We start from the raw sequence: 18,915 nt of genomic DNA on the forward strand, positions 1-18,915 counted from the left end.
TGAGGGACGATGGCTGCCGACTTCGAGGGACTGCTGGTTGTTTCGATCGAGCAGGCGGTGGCGGCAGCCTACGCCTCCTGCAAGCTGGCCGACGCCGGCGCCCGCGTCATCAAGATCGAGCGTCCCGAGGGAGATTTCTCCCGGGAGTACGATCATTTCGTCCATGGCGAGAGCGCCTATTTCGTCTGGCTCAATCGCGGCAAGGAGTCGATTGCGCTGAACCTCGCGGATGACGGCGACAAGGCGGTGCTGGCAGCGATGCTGGCTCAGGCCGACGTCTTCATCCAGAACCTGGCGCCCGGCGCGATCGACCGGCTCGGCTTCTCGATGCAGGGCCTGCGAGCCAGGCATGAGCGGCTGATCACCTGCGCCATTTCCGGCTATGGCGACGAAGGGCCGCTGCGTGACGCCAAGGCCTATGACCTGCTGGTGCAGGGCGAGAGCGGGCTCGCCAACATCACCGGCAACGAGTATGGCGCGGCGCGCGTCGGCGTCTCCGTCTGCGACATCAATGCCGGCATGACGGCGACGCAGGCGATCTTCCAGGCGCTGTATGCGCGCGGGCGCACCGGCCGCGGCCGCCACATCACGGTGTCGCTGTTTCACGCGATGGCCGACTGGATGAACGTGCCGTATCTGCAATATGCCTATGGCGGCGTGCCGATCGGCCGCGTCGGGCTGCATCATCCGACGATCGCGCCCTATGGCAGCTATGCCTGCGGCGGCGGCCGCTCGATCCTGATCGCGATCCAGAACGAGCGGGAATGGGTGATCCTGTGCCGCGACGTGCTCAAGCGGCCAAGCCTCGCCACCGATCCGCGCTTCCTGAACAATGGTGAGCGCGTGAAGAACCGCGCGGCGCTCGATGCCGAGATCGGGCCGATTCTGCTGAGCATGGATCTCGATCGCGCAATCAAATTACTCAACGATGCCCGGCTCGCGTTCGGACGAGTTTCCACTTTGGCCGACTTCGCCGAGCATCCGCAGAACCGCTATATCGAGATCGATACGCCGACAGGGCCCGTGGTGCTGATGGCTCCCGGCGCCGTCGCGGACGGGCAGGTGCCCGCGTTCGGACCAATCCCGGCGCTCGACGCGCATGGCGAACGTTTGCGCCGCGAATTCGCGCCCAAGCCGCAGGACTAGAGCAACGCCGCCTCTGCGAGCGAGCCCACGCGTGGCTTGCAATCCGGCTGCGCGACGGGCTCGCTTGACAGCCTCCTGATGCCGCTGATCTATAGCGTTCCTTGATCGTGTGTATGCTGGACATAGCGAAAAGTTATGGCAGACATACAGGAATGTTGGGACGGAAATGGACCTGCGGCAGCTTCGCTATTTCATTGCGATCGTCGAGCAGGGCTCCTTTTCCAAGGCGGCCGAGACCCTGAACGTCGCGCAGCCGGCGCTCAGCCTGCATGTCCGCAACATGGAGGCGGAGCTCGGCTCGGCGCTGCTGTTTCGCAGCCCGCAGGGCGTGGTCGCCACCGAGGCCGGCGAGATCCTGATCCGCCACGCGCGCATCGTGATCGATCAGCTCTCGATCGCGCGGCATGAGATCAAGGGCCAGGAGGCGGAGCCGTCCGGCGAGGTGCGGCTCGGGCTGCCCGGCACGATCAGCCAGATCCTGTCGGTGCCGCTGATCATCGAGGTGCGCAAGCGCTTTCCCAAGATCAAGCTGTGCGTCGCCGAGGCGATGAGCGGCTTCGTCACTGAGTGGATCCGCGAGGGCCGCATCGATCTCGCCGTGCTCTATCAGCCGGTCAGCGACAGCGCGCTGAACTCGTCGGAGGTGATCACCGAGGAGCTCTGGCTGCTCGGTCCGATGAAGCCGCCGTCAGGCGTCAAGCCGCCGGCCTCGGGCGCCGTGGCCTATGCCGATGTGACGCAGCTGCCGCTGATCCTGCCGAGCGCGGACCACGGCCTGCGCATGCTGCTGGAGCGCGAGGCGTCCGCGCGCGGCCTGTCGCTTGATCCGGTGATCGAGGTCGACTCCTATGCGAACATCAAGGGCCTCGTGGAGGAGGGCATCGGCTATTCGGTGCTGCCCTATAATTCGATTGCCCGCGACGTGCAGAGCGAACGCCTGCTGGCGTGGCCGATCACGCAGCCCGAGATCAAGCGCTCGGTGCATCTGGCGCATCCCGTCGACCGGCCGCTCAGCCACGCCGTCTCCAGCGTGCATGCGCTCTGCCGCACGGTGCTGCTCAACCTCGTCGCGAAGGGCAAGTGGAACGGCGCGCGCGCCTTGCAGACCGGGTCGGAGCCGGATGCGGCGATGTCTCGGCAGAGCGGCAGAAAGCGTTGAGCCTGGCGTAGGCAACGCGGGACGGGTCTCGTCACCCGGATCAGATCGGCATCGCCAGCTGCGTCTCGACGCTGTCGCTGGTCTCCTGCAGCGATGACAAGGAGATTCCGAGGAGCCGAACCGGCTTAGGCAGGGGCATCTCGCCTTGCAGCAGCGCCAGGGACAAACGTTCGAGTTCGCAGCGACTGGAGACCGCCGTGATGGCCGACCTGCTGCGCGTGATGATCTCGAAGTCGGCGAACTTGATCTTCAGCGTGACCGTGCGGCCTCTGTTGCCGGTCGCTTCGCAGTAGCGCCAGACCTTGTCGATCAGCGGCTGCAGTTCAGCGGCCATCGGTTCGAACTCGGTCAGGTCGACGGCAAAGGTGTTTTCGGCGCCGACCGATTTGCGGATTCGATTGGCTCTCACCGGGCGATGATCGACCCCGCGCGAGATCCAATAGTAATAGGCGCCGGCCTTGCCGAAATGCTGCTGCAGGAAGGGCAGGGTCTGGTTGCGGATGTCGAGGCCGGTATGGATGCCGAGCCCGTTGAACTTCGCCGCGGTGGCTGGGCCGATGCCGTGAAACTTACCGACCGGCAAGTCCGCCACGAAAGCTGCCCCCATCTCCGGGGAGATCACGTACTGCCCATTGGGCTTGCGATGGTCGGACGCGAGCTTCGCCAGGAACTTGTTGTAGGAGATGCCGGCCGAGGCATTGAGGTCCGTCTCCGCCTTGATCCTCGCTCGGATCTGCAGCGCGATGTCGCGCGCCAGCGGAATGCCGTGCAGATTTTCGGTGACGTCGAGATAGGCCTCGTCGAGCGACAGCGGCTCGATCACCGGCGTGTGCTCGGCGAAGATGGCGCGGATCTGCTGGCTGATCGCCTTGTAGATCTCGAAGCGCGGCTTGACGAAGATCAGGTCCGGGCACAGGCGCTTTGCGGTCACTGAGGGCATCGCCGAGCGCACGCCGAACTTGCGCGCCTCATAGCTCGCGGCCGCCACCACGCCACGCTCGCGCGACCCGCCGACGGCAACGGGCTTGCCGCGCAGCTCGGGATTGTCGCGCTGCTCGACCGACGCATAGAATGCATCCATGTCGATGTGGATGATTTTGCGGATGACCGTCGGCGCGGCATCCGGGTCCGGACCGGAGCTTGGCATGATCGTCATTTATCAGAGCTTGGCGACAAAGTCTGCCGATCAGGGGACATCGTAAACAATGCCTGTTTGACACGGGCGCGGTTCGGCAGCGACAACGCGCGCGAGACCGAGGAGGACCGGGTGATTGACACGAGAACGCTGGCTGACGTGCTGCATCCTGATCAGGCCTGACACCGCATGTTCGAGCTGACATTCCTTGGAACCTCAGCCAGCGTCCCTTCTGAGGACCGCAACCATCCGGGTCTCCTGATTCAGGCCGGCGGGCAGCGCCTGCTCGTCGATTGCGGCGAGGGGACTCAACGCCAGCTGCTGCGCAGCGGCGCAGGTTTCCGGCGGCTGGACCGCATCCTGCTCACGCACGGTCATTTCGACCACATCCTCGGCCTTCCCGGGCTGTTCTCCACCCTGCGGCTGCGCAGGAGTGACGACATCATGCATGTTCATGCGAGCGCCGGTACGCTCGACGTCGTGATCCGGATGCTCGCCGGATTTTGGGGCGAGGGCCGTGCGCCGATTTCGCTGCAGTTCGTTCCGCTCGCGCACGGAGAGGTTCTCGACACGGGCGAGTTCACGATCGACTGCTTCCCGGTCCGGCATCGCGACACCGACAGTTTCGGATTTGCGTTCACGAGACCGCCGCGCCGCCATTTGCGGTCCGACCGTCTGACCGCCCTTGCCGTTCCTGACGGGCCGATCCGAAAGAATTTGGCGGAGGGACAGACGGTCACACTGGATGACGGCCGCACGATCCAGCCCGAGGATGTCCTTGGGCCGCCGGCCGGCGGCAAGAAGCTCGTGATCGTCGGCGATACCGAAACGACCGATGGACTAGATGAGCACGTCCGCGACGCGGACTTGCTGGTGATCGAGGCGACCTTCCTCGCGCGCGACACCGCCACGGCGCGCGACTATGGCCATCTCACGGCGGCCGAGGCCGCCATGCTTGCCGCGCGCGCCAATGTCGGCCAGCTCGTGCTGAACCACATTTCCGGCCGCTATGGCGACGAAGAGATTCTCGGCGAAGCCAAGGCGATCTTTCCAGCCAGCCGTATCGCCAGCGACCTCGATCGCATCATCGTTTAGCCGTGGCGCGCCGGCGACCCGGCCGATTCGCCGCGGGAGTCCGCGAGCAGGGCCGTGGAGGAGCGCTGGGATCGGCAGCCCGATCCCGATGGTGTCCTGCTCGAGAATGTCGCCGAGTTCGGGTGTACGAACCTGTCGCCGAGCAATTTCGTTCAACTCAGCGCAATGACGCGCAATATCGCAAGCAGCGAGGCGGCCTATCCTGCGCTTGTAGAAAAACATCTCACCGACCCGATCGCTCCGTACGCCACGCCGGCTCGCCGGAAGCGCTCACCCTTTCAGTTGCGAAGGCGCGGACCGAGCGATCGTCCCGATGACAGAGTCGTACATGGAAAACACGGCCAGCGTGGAAGCGCGGCAGCCCTCCGCTCCCGGAAACCGCGCGCTACGCGGCGGCGCGACGGCGGTCCCCTTTGCCATCGTGGTGCTGATCGCGGCGGCCGTGGCAGGCCTTTCCGTGTTCTACCTATTGAAGCCGCAGCCGCTGCTCGTTCAGGGCGAGGTCGACGCCACGCGGTTCGATATCGCGGCGCGCGTCGACGGCCGGGTGAAGGACGTGCCGGTCGCGCGCGGCGAGAACGTCGCCGCCGGAGCCGTTCTGGTCAGCATCGACAATCCGGAGACGGTCGCCAAGCGCGATCAGATGAAAGCGGGCAAGGCCGTCGCGGAAGCCCAGCTCGCCAACGTCATGGCGGGGACGCGGCCGGAAACCGTCGCGGCGCGGAAGGCCGAGCTGTCGCGGGCGCAGGCCAACAGGGTTCTCGCGCAGAAGACGTTCGATCGCGTCCACACGCTGACGGAGCAGGGCAATGCGCCACAGGCCCGTCTCGACCAGGCAACCGACTCTCTTCATGAGAGCGAGCGGGCCGTGGACCAGGCCCAGTCCGCCTACGAACAGGCCGTCAACGGCTATACCAAGGAAGAGCGCGACATCGCCAAGGCGAACGTGGAGAAGGCCGAGGCGGATATCAAGGCTGTCCAGTCGATCATCGACCAGCTCGTCGTCCAGGCGCCGATCGCCTCGCAGGTCTATCAGCGCAACGTCGAGCCTGGCGAATATGTTGCCCCCGGCGTGCCGCTGATGTCGCTGATCAATCTCGACGATCTCTGGATTCATTTCGATCTCCGCGAAGATCTCATGAAAGAGGTGAAGGTCGGCGACCGCTTCGATGTGCGGATCCCCGCGCTCGGGGACCGCAAGGTCACGGTGGCCGTCAAGCTGATCGCGTCGAAGGGAGAATATGTGAGCTGGCGCGCGACGCGGGCCACCGGTGACTTCGATCTCAGGACGTTCTCGGTCCGCGCCTATCCGGTGCAGCCGGTCCCCGAGCTGCGGCCGGGCATGAGCGCCTATCTGGATTGGCGGTCGCGCTGATGGCAACGTCATCCGCGTCCGGCTTCCTGCGCGTCGCCCGGCGCGAGTGCCGATGGCTGATTCATGATCGCGTCGCCCTGATCCTGATCTTCGGCGTCCCTCTGTTTGCGTTCCTGGTTCTCACGACCGTGTTCAGCCAGTCGGTCATTCGCGGGCTCGGCGTCACCGTCGTCGATGAAGACAGGTCGGATGCATCGGATGCACTCACCGAATATATCGCGGCATCGCCAAGTCTGCGCATCGTCGGCCGCTCTGCGTCCTTGTCGGACGCGGTGGAGGATCTGAGGTCCGGCAAGTCGATCTCCGCGGTGTATATCCCGCCCAATTTCGAACGCGACCTGAAGGCCCAGCGGCGGCCGCAGGTGGTCGGCTTCTACGACCAGCAATTCCTGACGGCGGCGGGCATCGCTTCCGCAGGAATTAGTGACAGCTTGTCGGCGGCGGCCGCCGCGGCCGCTCCCGCGGGGCGCGCCGCGCCACAGCCGACCGCGATGGGGACACTGGTCAGCGAGACCATCACGCTGGTCAATCCGCAGAAGAACTACGCCCAGTTCCTGCTGCGGACCTTGCTGCCGATGGTCATCCACGTCATCGTCGCCGTGGCCGGCGGCTACTCGGTCGGCTCCGAATTCCGCCGGCGAAATGCGCGGGAATGGATCGCGTGCGCGGGAGGAAATCCGCTCGTGGCCCTGGCCGGGAAGCTGGCGCCGCTGCTCGGCCTGTTCGCGGTGATGATGTTCGCGGTGCCGCTCTTGCTGGAAGGCGTGCTGGAGATTCCCTTCAGGGGCGATGTGCCGTTGATGGTGGCCTCGGGCATCCTTCTGATCGTCTCCTATCTCTCGCTTGGTGCGCTTCTGCAATTGCTGGCGCGTGACCTGGCGACCGGCCTGGGCCTGACGGGCCTGCTGGTCTCGCCCGCCTTCGGTTATGCCGGCGTCGGTTTCCCGATCAGCGGCATGAACATGTTTGCGCAGGGCCTGAGCGTGGTGCTGCCGTTGCGCTGGTACATGTCGGTGCTGCTGGGCCAGGCCGCGCGCGGTCTCCCGGTGGCGGAGGCCGCCGCCTCGTTTGCCATGCTCGCCGGCCTGACGGCGCTCTACGCCACGCTGGCTCTGTTGCTGATGCGGCGCGTAATCCGGAGCCTCCCGGCCGCCCCCGATGATGCCGGCGAGCCAACCAAGGACGACATGCGCACTTCCGGCGTCGGCGGCGCCTTTCTGGCGGAGTGGCGCCGCGTGCTCGGCAACCGCAGCGCCTTCATGGTCATCATCCTCGCGCCGATCATCTATGGCCTCTACTACCCGCAGCCCTATCTCAACCAGATCCTTCGCAAGCTGCCGATTGCCGTCGTCGACAACGACATGAGCGACGTCAGCCGCCGGCTGGCCGAGACGCTGGACGCAAGCGGCGCGTTGCACGTGGTGGCGCGGCCTCGAACCCTCGCAGAGGCTCGCGACGTCATCGATCGCGGACTGGCCTTCGCGGCCGTCGAGGTGCCGCCGGGCACGGAGCGTGATCTCCTCAAGGGGCTCAATGTCCACATTCCCGTCTATGCGGATGCGACTTATCTCTTCATCTTCCGGTCGACCGCGAGCGGTGTGGCGACCGCCATCGGCAGCTTGACGTCCGAGCTCGTGTCGAAAGGCGGCCGGTCCGAAGGCAGTCTCGTCAAGGCGAAGCTCGCCGCGACCAGCCCCGCCGATGTGCTGTTGCAGCCGATCTTCAACCCGGTCGGCGGCTATGCCAGCTATATCGTGCCCGCCGTCTTCATACTCATCCTGCAGCAGACCCTTCTGATCGGCGCCGCGATGCTGACGCGCGAGGCGTTGAGTCATGGCGGCAACGTCTTGGCCGGGGTGGCGGGCCGCGGCTGTGCGCACCTGACCCTCTGCCTGCCCTCGCTTGCGCTCTATCTGATCGTGCTTCCGCACGTCTATGGTTTCTCGACCCTCGGGCAGCTGCCGCAGCTGTTCGCTCTCGCGTCGCTGTTCGTGCTTGCGACCAGCTTTCTGGGACAGGCGATCGGTACGCTGATCACGCGGCCCGAGAATGCCACGCTCCTGCTGTTGGCGACGAGCTTGCCGCTGTTCTTCATGACCGGCTTCGCATGGCCGCGCGAGGCAATACCCGACATCGCACTCGCCTTCGGTCGGTTCTTTCCGGCTGATTTCGCGATCGACGGCCTGGTCCGCATCAATCAGCTCGGTGCGAATCTTTGGGACGTCGCATCCAGTTGGCTCGGCTTGTGGTGCCTGGCAATTTTGTATTTCGCACTTGCCGCAGGCCTGACCAGGAAGAGACTGGCACAATGAAGGTCAAATACGTCCTCACCGCTGCCCTTGTCGCTGTCATCGCCGCCGGCCTCGTGATCTACCAAACGGCGGCTGACGAGCCGGTGCCGCCCATCGTGGGTGTCGTTCGTGCGACCGAGATCGGCCTCGCCCCGGAGATCGGCGGCCAGTTGGCCTCGATGGAGGTCCGCAAAGGCATGCGCGTCCATGCCGGCGATGTGTTGGCGACATTGTCCGCGGTGGAGCTCACGGCACAGATCGACCAGGCCCGTGCCGCATTGGCGGCGGCGATCGCGAACCGAAACCATGTCTTCGCAGGCGTGCGGCGCGAGCAGGTCGATTCCTTGAGAAGCGGAATTTTGAAGGCCAATGCCCGGCTCGACTTCATGCAGATGCAACTGGCGCGGACGAGCTCGCTGACACGCCAGAACGTCGAATCGCTGCAGGCGCTCGATCAGGCGCAACACGACGCCGACACCGCCCTGATGGATGTCGCTCAAGCGCAGGCTCTTTACGATGCGGCGGTGGCCGGGCCGACGCCCCAGGAGCGCGCGATTGCGGAGGCTCAGGTCCAGGCCGCGTCGGCGGCGGTGGAGGTGCTCGCGCGCAAGCTGGACAAGACCGTGCTGCGCGCGCCGGCGGACGGCATCGTCAGCGTCGTCGTTGCGGAAGTGGGCGAGAACGTGCGAGCGGGGCAACCCGTTCTGACGCTCGAAGCGAGCGGCAGGACATGGCTGTCCTTCAACGTGCGCGAGGATCATCTCGAAGGACTTGCGGTCGGGCGCGGTGTCAGGGTCGGCCGTGCAGGAAGCCGTGAGATCGTCACCGGATCCGTCACCGAAATCCGCCGGCTTGGCGCGTTCGCGACATGGCAGGCCCGCAGGGTCGTCGGCGATCATGACCGAAACACCCTCAGGCTGCGCGTCGATCCTTCAAGCGACAGGGCCGACCTGGAGCCCGGAATGACGGTGTGGATCGAACGATGACGCCGACCTCCCGACATTCGCGCGAATCGTCCTTGCGCATCGATCCACGGTTGCAGCAAGGTTTCAGGCCGAATTGGCTTGCGGGCAACCGCTGTGGTAGCCGATCGCGTCCGATGGTGGCACGGCCGGCGCGCGCCGATCACTTCGCCCTTGGTTGCTCGTTCCTGATCTCGCTCGGCGTCTTGTTGGTCCAGCGCTGGAAGGCGCGCCGGAATGCCGCGGCATCGCTGAACCCCAAGGCCACCGCGATGTCGTCGTTGGTGAGGGCGGTGCCGCGCAGATATTCGAGCGCCAAGCGGCCTCTCAGTTCGTCCCGGAGAGCCCGGAACGACAGTCCTTGTTTCTCGAGCGCGCGGCGCAGCGACCGCTCATTCGTTCCGAGCCGACGCGCAACGGCCTCGAACGAGGGAGGATTGGCGATGTCGCGCAGCAGGATCTCGCGGATCTGGCCGGCCACGCCTGCGCGTACCGTGAGATCGGCGAGCAAATTGTTGCACATGTCGACCATGTGCGAGAACGTCGTCCGGTTGCCGAGTACCGCCTTGGAGTCCAGCCATTCGCTCTTGAAGATCATCCGGTTGGCGGTCTGCGAAAAGCGCACCTCGCAGCCGACGTCACCCGGGTTGATCCCGAAATCAGTCGCCTTGGCGTATGTCAGATGGATCGCTTCCGGAACAAAAGCCGTGCCCATGATGTCCCGCATCACCGAGATGTGGACTCCCATCTGCTTCTCCATCACGAAGCGATAAAGCGGGGAGTCATCGACCGTATGGGCGTTGGGTTCGAAGATCCAGGTGGCCAGGCCATCCTTCTCCGTCAGCCCGACCGAGGCGAGCGGCGTCGCGAGCACGTGGTAGCGGATCGTCACATCCACGGCCGTCCGGAAGTCCGGGCTGCAGAGGATGGCATAGCCATACATGCCATAGGCCGATATGTGGATGGTCTCGCCGATACGATAGGCAATATGCGGGTCGGCCGACAACCTGATGGCGTTCCGGTAGGCGGTCATCAGCTGACTCAGCGAGATCCGCGTGTCCGGCGAATGAACGTCTTCTGGTCTGAGGCCGATACCCTTCAAGGCGTCCGACGGTGAGTGACCTTCTTTCACCAACGCGTCGTAGACGGAGGCCAGCTTGGTAGGAGTGTATAGCCGCTCATGGAGCCCGACGGCCGGCGCTTCCATCGCGCCCGGTCCTATTGATCCGTTTCGACGCGAAGACGTGCCCGGCTGCTGCAATGATATTGGCCTCTCCAACTGAATCGGTTGCCCGCGCGACGACGCGCTGTCCCCTGGGCATAATTTGCCAAGGAGCCGGCAAAGCCCCCGCGGCCCGAATTGTTCTTAGTGGCGTGCCGGGCGACAATCAAGATGGTAACATGTGACAATCGGGATCGACGGAAGCTGTTGTTTTGGGCAGATGCCGGACGGCTCGCCACCAATTGCGACAGTGGCTGACGACCGAGATCGCCATCAGCCACGCTGGGAGCGCCGGCCGATCATGTTGGGACGACTGGTTAGTTGCATCGTCGGCAATTAGTTGACGAGAGCTGTACGATCGCGGGTCCCCTGATGGGAAAAGTCCCATCCTAACGCTTGGCCCGCCGTTTGCGTGGGGATCGTCGAGCGGGGCAGACTGAGTTGGCCGTGTCAGGAGAAAACTCATCTCTGGTCGAGGCGGATCTGACCGGTCGGGTATGCCAACTGTCCGCTACGAGCCTTCACAACAAAAGTCAGCCAGAGATAATCGCGCGGAGATCAACGAATTCGACGAACCTTGGAAGTCCGCGAAAATGCTCATGGATTATCGACGCGAGGATGATGGGGGCAGCGGCATCAATCTGGTGCGGCGCGAGCTTGGTGACCGCCCCCGCGTGGCGACGAGCGAAGGGCGGTGCTGGGACGGAATCTGGCTGGACGAATACGGTGCGTTTCACGCCGGCGGTACTGAGCCGATGCCGCCGCGTGATCATCATGTCGTCCTGGTCGCGCGGGAGCATTCGTCCTACGTCCTTCAGCAGCGTCTCGGCCAACGCTTCGAAAGCGCGTGCAGGCCTGGAGACCTGTCGATTGTGCCCGCGGGTCATGAAACGACGTTTCGCGGCCGCTTGCCGGCTCATTTGCGCATCGGTCTGTCGCTCGAACGCCTCAGGGAGGTTGCCGAAGAATTGGGCAGGAGCGGCGTCTATGCGCGGCCCGAACTGGCCAATGTCTTCCGCGCGCAGGACTGTGTCGTAGATCGCCTCGGGGCCATCATGTCTGCCGAGCTTCTGCGACCGGCGCATCCGGCGCAGGATCTTCTGATGGAGTCGGTCGCGACAGTGCTGTCGACGCATCTTCTCCGAAGCTTCGGCACTTCGATGGAACGGGAGGGACGCTCCGCCGCGAGCAACGTGGCGGCGATCCGCCGCGCTCTGGAGTTCATGCGGCAGCCGCTCGATATCAAGATCACCCTGGCTGAGCTCGCCGATGCGTCGGGCATCAGCCGCTTCCATCTCAGCCGCATCTTCAAGAAGCATTTCGGCCTGTCGCCCATCGCTTACCTCGAACGGACGCGGATCGAGCGGGCCAAGGACCTGATCCGGCGCGCCGAGATGTCGCTCGCCGAGGTGGCGCAGACGGTCGGTTTTGCCGATCAGAGCCATTTCACGCGCCGCTTCAAGCACTACACCGGACATACGCCGGGTGCGTATTCGCGAGAGCACGCACGCAAGCGACTGCCATCCTAGTCATCACGCCTCCATTCGTCGCGTAACCACTGCGCAACAGGGCACCTTCGAGGGACCGAGCCTTCCGGAGGTCGCCTCTCGTCGCGCATGGCCCAGTCACGACCATTCCTCATCACCCAGATTGCCAACACGACGAAGATTGAAGACGAGCCGTTCAAATGCCACCCGGACCTCAAAGATACATTGCACCCACCCACCAGAGCGTCAGAAGCCGAGCCACCGCCGGCTCGCGCAGACTGCTGATCTCAAGCCTTGCGGTGATAAGCCTGTTGTTGCCGCCTGCGGCGAGGGCCGATGTCGGGCGTGACCATCCCACAGCCGCGGCCGGCGAGCCTGCGCCGCGCGCGGAGCCCTCCGAGCAGGAGGCGACCGAAGCCGAAATCCGCCGGTTCAAAACGGCATCGATCTCGCTGCGCGATGCGCTCGGGATCGCGCGCGAGCGTCATAGCGGCTCCCGCGCGGTCGACGCGAGTTTCGACGGCGAGACCGGCGTGCCGATCTATCAGGTGCGGATGGTGAGGGGAAACCGCCTGTGGGAGACCACCATCGATGCCCGGACCGGCGCCACGATCAAGACCGAGGTGCTGTCCGCGATCCCCGATCTGGAGACGCACGATCGCGAGCTGCTCGTCCGGCTGCGCGCGGTGCGGCAGGACCTGCCGGACGCGATCGTGGTGGCCGAACGAAGCACGAATGGACGGGCGATCAGCGCCGGCCTGATGGTGGAGCAGGGCCGCCTGCAATTCGTGATCGTGTGTGTTGCCGGCAGTGATCTGAAGCAGGTTCTGCTCGAGCCGCCGGTGGCGGCCGGTGTGAAACGATGATCGGCCCGGAAGGTGATCGAGACATGACGGATGCACTGACAATCGAACGGCGTATTGCCCCGCGCAAAGGTGTGTCGGCCGGCCCGGGCTGGCGCGCGAGATGGACCTGTGCGGCCGCCTTCGTGGCGATCTGCGGCGTGCTGATCGGATGGGCAACGCCGCTGAGTGCGCAGGGAACGGCGGAGGAACGGGAGGCCTGCACCCCCGATGTCTTCCGCCTGTGCAGTTATTTCATCCCCGACCCGACCGCCATCGAGGCCTGCCTCAGGAGGAAGAAGCCGGAGCTGAGCGTTGCGTGCCGCAGGGTGGTGTTTCCGGCGACGCGACCGGACGAACTTGGCGCGAGCCCCGCCGTCCAGGGCGGCCGCTGAGCAAGATCAGTCAAATCACGGCGAGGGCGTGCAAGACGCGGCGAGCACAGCACGTGTAGTGCGCAGTTCGCCACCGCGCCGCGGACGGGTGTCTCTCCCGACAGAACTGGCACAGAGAGCGTTGATCCGATGTCTGACGAGAAGCATCACAACTCGGCTTGCCCGGCGGCGCCCCGCAGAAGGCAATCGTCGACGGCGTTCCTTGCGCTGAGCTGGCTGACGGCCGCCATGGCTGTGTTGCTGGGGGGGCTTTTGCCGTCCGCCACCGCGCAGACGGCGGCTCAACCGCCCGACACGATGGCGGCGCGCGTCGAGGCCTGCACGCCCTGTCATGGCAACCGGGGCGAGGGCACCAACGACGTCTATTTCCCGCGCCTCGCCGGCAAGCCGGCGGGCTATCTCCACAACCAGTTGCTCGCCTTCCGCAGCGGCCGCCGGAAGTATCCGCCGATGAACTATTTGCTGGAGTTTCTGCCGAACGATTATCTGCAGGACATGGCGGATTATTTTGCCAGCCAGCGTCCGCCGCTGCCGCAACCCGCCCCGACCGCTGTGAGCGCGGAGATCCTCAGCCGCGGCGAGGCGCTGGTGACCGGCGGCGATGCGGCCGCGCAAGTCCCGGCCTGTGCGAGCTGTCACGGTCCGGATCTGACCGGCATGGAGCCGGGCATTCCGGGGCTGCTCGGCTTGCGGCCCAACTATGTCAGCGCCCAGCTCGGCGCCTGGCGCTACGGCACGCGGACGGCGAAGTCGCCGGACTGCATGCAGCGGGTGGCGGCAAAGCTGACCGAGACCGACGTGACGGCGGTCGCGGCCTATCTCGCGACCCTGCCGGCATCGGAGAACGCAGCGCCCGCGCCGAAGGGCAGCTACGCCTTGCCGTTCGCCTGCGGCAGCGCGCCGAATTGAGGGGCAGGGTCATGCAAGGGACGCTCCGTCTGTTCTCCATCGTCGCGGGTCTTCTGGTTGCGACGCCGATCCTGCATGCGCAACCCGGCAGCGATGCGGCCGGCAGCGACATCATCGCGCGCGGCGAATATCTGGCGCGGGCCGGGGACTGCATCGCCTGCCACACCGCCCCGGAGGGACGGCCCTTCGCTGGCGGCCGTGCCATGAAAACCCCGTTCGGCGCGCTCTACACCTCCAACATCACGCCGGATCCGGCGACGGGCATCGGCCGGTGGAGCGCCGACGACTTCTACAAGACCATGCATACCGGGCGCTTTCCCGATGGCGGCCTGCTGTATCCGGCGATGCCGTTCGCCTCCTACACCAAGGTGACCCGCGGCGACAGTGATGCGATCTTCGCCTATCTCAGGTCGATCCCGGCCGTGAACCAGAAGAACCGCAACCACGAACTGCGCTTTCCCTACGACAATCGCGAACTGATCCTGGGCTGGCGCACGCTGTTCTTCCGCGAGGGCGAGTTCAAGAACGATCCGTCCAAATCGGCCGAGTGGAATCGCGGCGCCTATCTCGTCGAGGGACTCGGCCATTGCGGCATGTGCCATTCGCCGATCAATGCGCTCGGCGGTAGCTCGCAATCGGACGCGTTCAAGGGCGGCCTGATCCCGATGCAGAACTGGTACGCGCCGTCGCTGACGTCCAACCGCGAGGCGGGGCTCGGGGATTGGAGCATCAAGGATATCACTGATCTGCTCCAGACCGGCGTCTCCAACCGCGGCGTCGTGTTCGGCCCCATGGCCGAGGTCGTGCACAACAGCCTGCAATATCTCAGCGACGACGATGCACGCGCGATGGCGGTCTATCTGAAGGGCATCGCCGAGCCGTCGCCGAAGGCGCCGCCGGTGTCGAGCCTGCCGGGAACCGAGAGCAGCCTGCTGATCAGCCTCGGCAAGACCGTTTACGACGCGCGCTGCGCCAGCTGCCACGGCACGAACGGCGAGGGCAGGCCGCCGCACTGGCCGCCGCTGGCCAACAACCAGTCGATCAACATGGCATCCGCGGTCAATCCGATCCGTATGGTGCTCAATGGCGGCTATCCGCCGGGGACAAAGGGCAATCCCAGGCCGTACGGCATGCCGCCCTTCGCAGGCCTTTTGTCCGACAACGAGATCGCGGCGGTCGTGAGCTATATCCGCACCTCCTGGGGCAATCGCGGCACGCCCGTGAGCGCTCGCGAAGCCAACGAGCTGCGCTCCGCACCGCTCGACTGAGAGGCACCATGCTGAACACCGACTCTTCCGAGCGAGACGGCCCAGATGAGAAGGCGGTCGCGCTCGTCGTTGCCAGGGGGCCGCATGGCGCGCTGACCATCGCCGGCATCGCGACCGCAATCGTCGTCGCGCTCTGGCTTGCGTTTTATCTGTTCGTCTTTCTACCCCGGGGAGCCCTGCAATGAGCGTCGAGGAAAGGGGCGACGTGGCTGCGATCGCTGCGCGCACCGAGCGCAATTGGGCGATGATCTCGGTCGTCATCATCGTCGTGATGACGGGGCTCGCCGCCGGCGCCGGCCTGCATCGGGCGACCATGCCGCAGGCCCAGCTCCAGACCATCGATCCGGCGCGGCTGCATCTCGCCGGCGAGTTCGTCGAGTCCAATCTCGGCACAGAGCTCGGCGCCGATGGCGTGGTGACCGTGCGCGCGATCGGCCAGCAATATTCCTTCACGCCGGCCTGCATCCTGGTGCCGACGGACACGCCGATCACGTTGCGCGCCACCAGCGCCGACGTCGTGCACGGCATCCTGGTCCAGGGCACCAACGTCAACACCATGCTCGTGCCCGGCTACGTCTCGGAGCAGCCCATGCGCTTCACCAGGACCGGCGATTACCTGATGCCGTGCCAGGAATTCTGCAGCTTCGGCCATGAGGGCATGTGGGGCAAGGTGAGGGTGATCGACAAGGCCGCGTTTGCCGAGCGTGCAAAGGGCGGGGGGAGGCTCAGCTGTGTTGGCGAATAGGAAGCTCATCCTCGCTCATTTCTGGCTGGCATTCGGGGTGTTCTCGCTGGCGCTGCTGCTCGGCGCCTGGCAGATGTTCATCCGCAGTCCGCTGCACACCTGGCTGTCCAACCCCGAATGGTACTACCGCTCGCTGACCGCGCATGGCACCGTCATGGCCTATGTGTTTCCGACGCTGGTGGCGATGGGCTTCGGCTATGCGATCAGTGAATCAGCGCTGTCGCAGCGCCTGGTCGGCGCGCGCTGGGCGTGGGCGGGATTCGGCCTGGTGGCCGCGGGATCGGTCATAGCGATGGTTCCGGTTTCGCTCGGCCGCGCCTCGGTGCTCTACACCTTCTATCCGCCGCTGATCGGCAGTCCGCTTTACTACATCGGCCTCGTGCTGATCGTGGTCGGCTCCTGGATCTGGGTCGCGCTGATGGCGATCAACCTGCGGGTCTGGAAGAAGGCCAATCCGGGCGCGCCGGTGCCGCTGGCGATGTTCGCCAATGTTGCCGGCGCCTCGCTCTGGGCCTGGACGGCGGTGGGGGCCGCGCTCGAACTGCTGTTGCAGATCATTCCGGTGGCGCTCGGATTCAAGTCGACGATCGACGCCGGGCTCTCGCGCGTCTTCTTCTCCTGGACCCTGCATGCGATCGTCTATTTCTGGCTGATCCCGAGCTACATCGCCTATTACACCATCGTGCCGCGCGCCATCGGCGGACTGCTCTACAGCGACACCATGGCACGGATATCCTTCATCCTGTTCCTGGTGGTCGCGATGCCGATCGGCGTCCATCATGTGTTCGCGGATCCGATGGTGGGCGCCGGCTTCAAGTTCATCCATTCTGCCTTCACTGCGCTGGTGGCGCTGCCGACTCTTCTCACGGTGTTTACGATCTGCGCCTCGGTCGAGATCGCGGCGCGGCTGCGCGGCGGCCGCGGCCTGTTCGGCTGGGTGAGGGCGCTGCCCTGGGACAATCCGGTGATGCTGGCGGTCGCCTTTTCCTTCGTCATGCTCGGTTTCGGCGGCGCCGGCGGCATCATCAATATGAGCTACCAGCTCGATGCCTCCATCCACAACACGCAGTGGATCACCGGCCACTTCCATCTCATCTTCGGCGGCGCCATCGTCATCATGTATTTCGCGATCGCCTATGATCTCTGGCCGCATCTGACGGGGCGCGCGCTGGCCGATGTCGGGCTGATGCGGCTTCAGCTCTGGCTTTGGACCGCCGGCATGGTGGTGACGACGTTCCCCTGGCACTATGTCGGGATCCTCGGCATGCCCCGCCGCATGGCCTATTTCGAGTTCAGCCATCCCGCCCTGGCGCCGGAAGCGCTGTCGGTGATCATCTCGGTGATTGGGGCCCTCATCATCCTGGTCTCCGGCGCATTGTTCCTGGTGATCCTCGCGCGGGGCCAGATGACGCCGAAACAGGATGCCGGCGCCTATCGCTTCAGCCGGGCGCTGCATCCGCCGACGCGGCTTCCGGTGGTGCTCAACAGCCACGGGCTGTGGATCGCGCTGATGATCGTGCTGACCATCACCAATTATGGCGTTCCGATCCTCAACCTTGCGGTCCGGTCGGATACGGCCGTGCCTGCGGTCTATGTGGGAGCGCAGCGATGACGGAGCGTGAGGTGCTGTCGCTGCGCGATCGCCATGTCAGGATCAGCGTCGGGCTGACGCTGGGGCTGCTGGTGCTGACGGTGCTGGTCGGCTTCATCGTGCTGCCTTATGCGCAGCGCGAGTTCGAATTCGCCGGCCTGTGGGACGTGATCTGCCGCGCCGCCGGACTGCCGCGGGACACAGTGGCCGGCTCGGCCAAGCCGGCCGCGCCGACCTCCAAGGTGGTGCTGACCGCGGCGACGCTGGCCAAGCCAAGCCCGCAATCGATCGGCCGCGGCGCAACCCTGGCGCAGCGTTGCGCCATGTGCCACGGCCCGACCGGGATCAGCCGCGCTGATTTCCCCAATCTGGCGGGCCAATATGGCGCGGTGATCTACAAGCAGCTCGAGGACTTCCGCTCCGGCGCGCGGGTGAATGCGGTGATGTCGCCATTCGCGGCCCATCTGTCCGACCAGGACATCGTCGATCTCGCAGCCTACTATGCCTATCTGCCGCGATTGCCGGCCTATCACCCGGAGCCGCAGCGCCAGCCGACGCGCATCGTGGTCTATGGCGCGCCGACCCGCGGCATCGCACCCTGCGGTGCATGCCACGGGAGCCTCGACAACAAGACCGGCAGCCCGTGGCTCGAAGGGCAGTCGGCGGTCTATCTGAAAGCCCAGCTCGAGGCCTTCGCGTCCGGTCAGCGCCGCAACGACATCAGCTCCCAGATGCGCAACATCGCGCGGGCGATGACCTCCGAGGAGATCGACGAGGCCGCGGCCTACTACGCCTCGCAGCCGGTCGAAGCGGTGAATGTGGCCGAATAGGCCGGCCCGCCGCGCTACATTGACCGTCCATTCCTTTGCGTCATCAGGCGAAGAAATGGCCCGTTGACATCTTTCCCCTTTCGGGACCTGAGCTTCCAAAAGCTGACGTCCATTCGGGCGGCGTTTGCCACGCGGGTGCGCGATGGGGCCGGGACGCCGGAGAAATGCGTTGGGCCACGACGGAGAGGGTGTGCACATGGCGCCACCGGATGACTTGAAGCCGCTCGAATATTGCTGAAAATCGCCGTGACGCAGCGATCGCCAACGTCGTGTTTCCAAGCGGCTCGGCGTTGAGCGGGAACGTGTCGGCTTTCCCAGGGGCGGACGAGGCCGATGCCATGCCGCGGCAAGCCGGATCAGAAGAGAGGAGACGTGAGGTCGATGCGCAAGCAATCCTCGATCGGGACTTTCGGCAGTGCCGGCATGGGCCACAAGGCAACTCGGAGCGCAAACACCACGTGAA

The 18,915-nt window shown here is 65.3% G+C and carries 17 protein-coding genes; 15 read left to right on the plus strand and 2 right to left on the minus strand.

Features of this window, described 5'->3' with window-relative positions; translation table 11 throughout:
- Positions 1–9 precede the first annotated feature (9 nt).
- Together ACQR0Z_RS31920 and ACQR0Z_RS31925 are read left to right on the plus strand one after the other, a co-directional pair.
- Positions 10–1,146 (plus strand): CaiB/BaiF CoA transferase family protein, encoded by a 1,137-nt coding sequence (locus ACQR0Z_RS31920; protein WP_434921292.1) that lies wholly within the window; start codon positions 10–12, stop codon positions 1,144–1,146.
- 166 nt (positions 1,147–1,312) lie between these two features.
- The gene (locus ACQR0Z_RS31925) at positions 1,313–2,305 is read left to right on the plus strand and encodes a LysR substrate-binding domain-containing protein (RefSeq protein ID WP_434921293.1); all 993 of its coding nucleotides are present in this window, start codon (positions 1,313–1,315) and stop codon (positions 2,303–2,305) included.
- Between the two features lie 40 nt (positions 2,306–2,345).
- On the opposite strand, the gene dinB is transcribed toward ACQR0Z_RS31925, so the two are convergent.
- Positions 2,346–3,452: a DNA polymerase IV gene (gene dinB, locus ACQR0Z_RS31930; protein WP_434921294.1), complete on the minus strand. Its 1,107-nt coding sequence runs from the start codon at positions 3,450–3,452 to the stop codon at positions 2,346–2,348.
- Positions 3,453–3,629: 177 nt separating this feature from the next.
- On the opposite strand from dinB, the gene ACQR0Z_RS31935 reads away from it, so the two are divergent.
- From ACQR0Z_RS31935 to ACQR0Z_RS31950, 4 genes are all read left to right on the plus strand, one after another.
- A complete protein-coding gene (locus tag ACQR0Z_RS31935) occupies positions 3,630–4,535 on the plus strand; it encodes a ribonuclease Z (RefSeq protein ID WP_434921295.1) in 906 nt (301 codons plus the stop codon).
- 313 nt (positions 4,536–4,848) lie between these two features.
- Positions 4,849–5,910: an HlyD family secretion protein gene (locus ACQR0Z_RS31940; protein WP_434921296.1), complete on the plus strand. Its 1,062-nt coding sequence runs from the start codon at positions 4,849–4,851 to the stop codon at positions 5,908–5,910.
- Positions 5,910–8,222, plus strand: a complete 2,313-nt coding sequence (locus ACQR0Z_RS31945; RefSeq protein WP_434921297.1) for an ABC transporter permease — start codon at positions 5,910–5,912, stop codon at positions 8,220–8,222. Before ACQR0Z_RS31940 ends, ACQR0Z_RS31945 begins: the two co-directional genes overlap by 1 nt.
- A complete protein-coding gene (locus tag ACQR0Z_RS31950) occupies positions 8,219–9,187 on the plus strand; it encodes an HlyD family secretion protein (protein ID WP_434921298.1) in 969 nt (322 codons plus the stop codon). Before ACQR0Z_RS31945 ends, ACQR0Z_RS31950 begins: the two co-directional genes overlap by 4 nt.
- A gap of 139 nt (positions 9,188–9,326) precedes the next feature.
- Here ACQR0Z_RS31950 and ACQR0Z_RS31955 read toward each other — a convergent pair whose 3' ends face one another.
- A complete protein-coding gene (locus ACQR0Z_RS31955; protein WP_434921299.1) occupies positions 9,327–10,370 on the minus strand; it encodes an AraC family transcriptional regulator in 1,044 nt (347 codons plus the stop codon).
- Positions 10,371–10,882: 512 nt separating this feature from the next.
- On the opposite strand from ACQR0Z_RS31955, the gene ACQR0Z_RS31960 reads away from it, so the two are divergent.
- The 9 genes from ACQR0Z_RS31960 (at position 10,883) to ACQR0Z_RS32000 (ending at position 18,452) form a co-directional block, all read left to right on the plus strand.
- Entirely contained in the window at positions 10,883–11,914 is a 1,032-nt protein-coding gene (locus ACQR0Z_RS31960) for a helix-turn-helix domain-containing protein (protein ID WP_434921300.1), read from the plus strand.
- A 269-nt stretch (positions 11,915–12,183) separates the two neighbouring features.
- Positions 12,184–12,738 (plus strand): PepSY domain-containing protein, encoded by a 555-nt coding sequence (locus tag ACQR0Z_RS31965; RefSeq protein WP_434857691.1) that lies wholly within the window; start codon positions 12,184–12,186, stop codon positions 12,736–12,738.
- 23 nt (positions 12,739–12,761) lie between these two features.
- The gene (locus tag ACQR0Z_RS31970) at positions 12,762–13,109 is read left to right on the plus strand and encodes a hypothetical protein (protein ID WP_434921301.1); all 348 of its coding nucleotides are present in this window, start codon (positions 12,762–12,764) and stop codon (positions 13,107–13,109) included.
- 228 nt (positions 13,110–13,337) lie between these two features.
- Complete coding sequence (locus ACQR0Z_RS31975) at positions 13,338–14,018, plus strand: c-type cytochrome (RefSeq protein WP_434857811.1); 681 nt, start codon at positions 13,338–13,340, stop codon at positions 14,016–14,018.
- An 11-nt stretch (positions 14,019–14,029) separates the two neighbouring features.
- Entirely contained in the window at positions 14,030–15,286 is a 1,257-nt protein-coding gene (locus ACQR0Z_RS31980) for a c-type cytochrome (protein WP_434876746.1), read from the plus strand.
- A gap of 8 nt (positions 15,287–15,294) precedes the next feature.
- Positions 15,295–15,471: a hypothetical protein gene (locus ACQR0Z_RS31985; protein WP_434857688.1), complete on the plus strand. Its 177-nt coding sequence runs from the start codon at positions 15,295–15,297 to the stop codon at positions 15,469–15,471.
- Positions 15,468–16,031, plus strand: coding sequence for a cytochrome C oxidase subunit II (locus tag ACQR0Z_RS31990; RefSeq protein ID WP_434921302.1), 564 nt, complete (start codon positions 15,468–15,470; stop codon positions 16,029–16,031). Before ACQR0Z_RS31985 ends, ACQR0Z_RS31990 begins: the two co-directional genes overlap by 4 nt.
- Positions 16,018–17,643, plus strand: a complete 1,626-nt coding sequence (locus tag ACQR0Z_RS31995; RefSeq protein ID WP_434876748.1) for a b(o/a)3-type cytochrome-c oxidase subunit 1 — start codon at positions 16,018–16,020, stop codon at positions 17,641–17,643. The genes ACQR0Z_RS31990 and ACQR0Z_RS31995 overlap by 14 nt, the downstream gene beginning before the upstream one ends.
- Positions 17,640–18,452 carry a c-type cytochrome gene (locus ACQR0Z_RS32000; RefSeq protein ID WP_434876749.1) on the plus strand — a complete coding sequence of 271 codons (813 nt, stop codon included), beginning with the start codon at positions 17,640–17,642 and terminating at the stop codon, positions 18,450–18,452. Before ACQR0Z_RS31995 ends, ACQR0Z_RS32000 begins: the two co-directional genes overlap by 4 nt.
- The last annotated feature ends 463 nt before the right edge of the window (positions 18,453–18,915 follow it).

This window comes from Bradyrhizobium sp. HKCCYLS3077 (assembly GCF_051167555.1).
GTDB lineage: Bacteria > Pseudomonadota > Alphaproteobacteria > Rhizobiales > Xanthobacteraceae > Bradyrhizobium.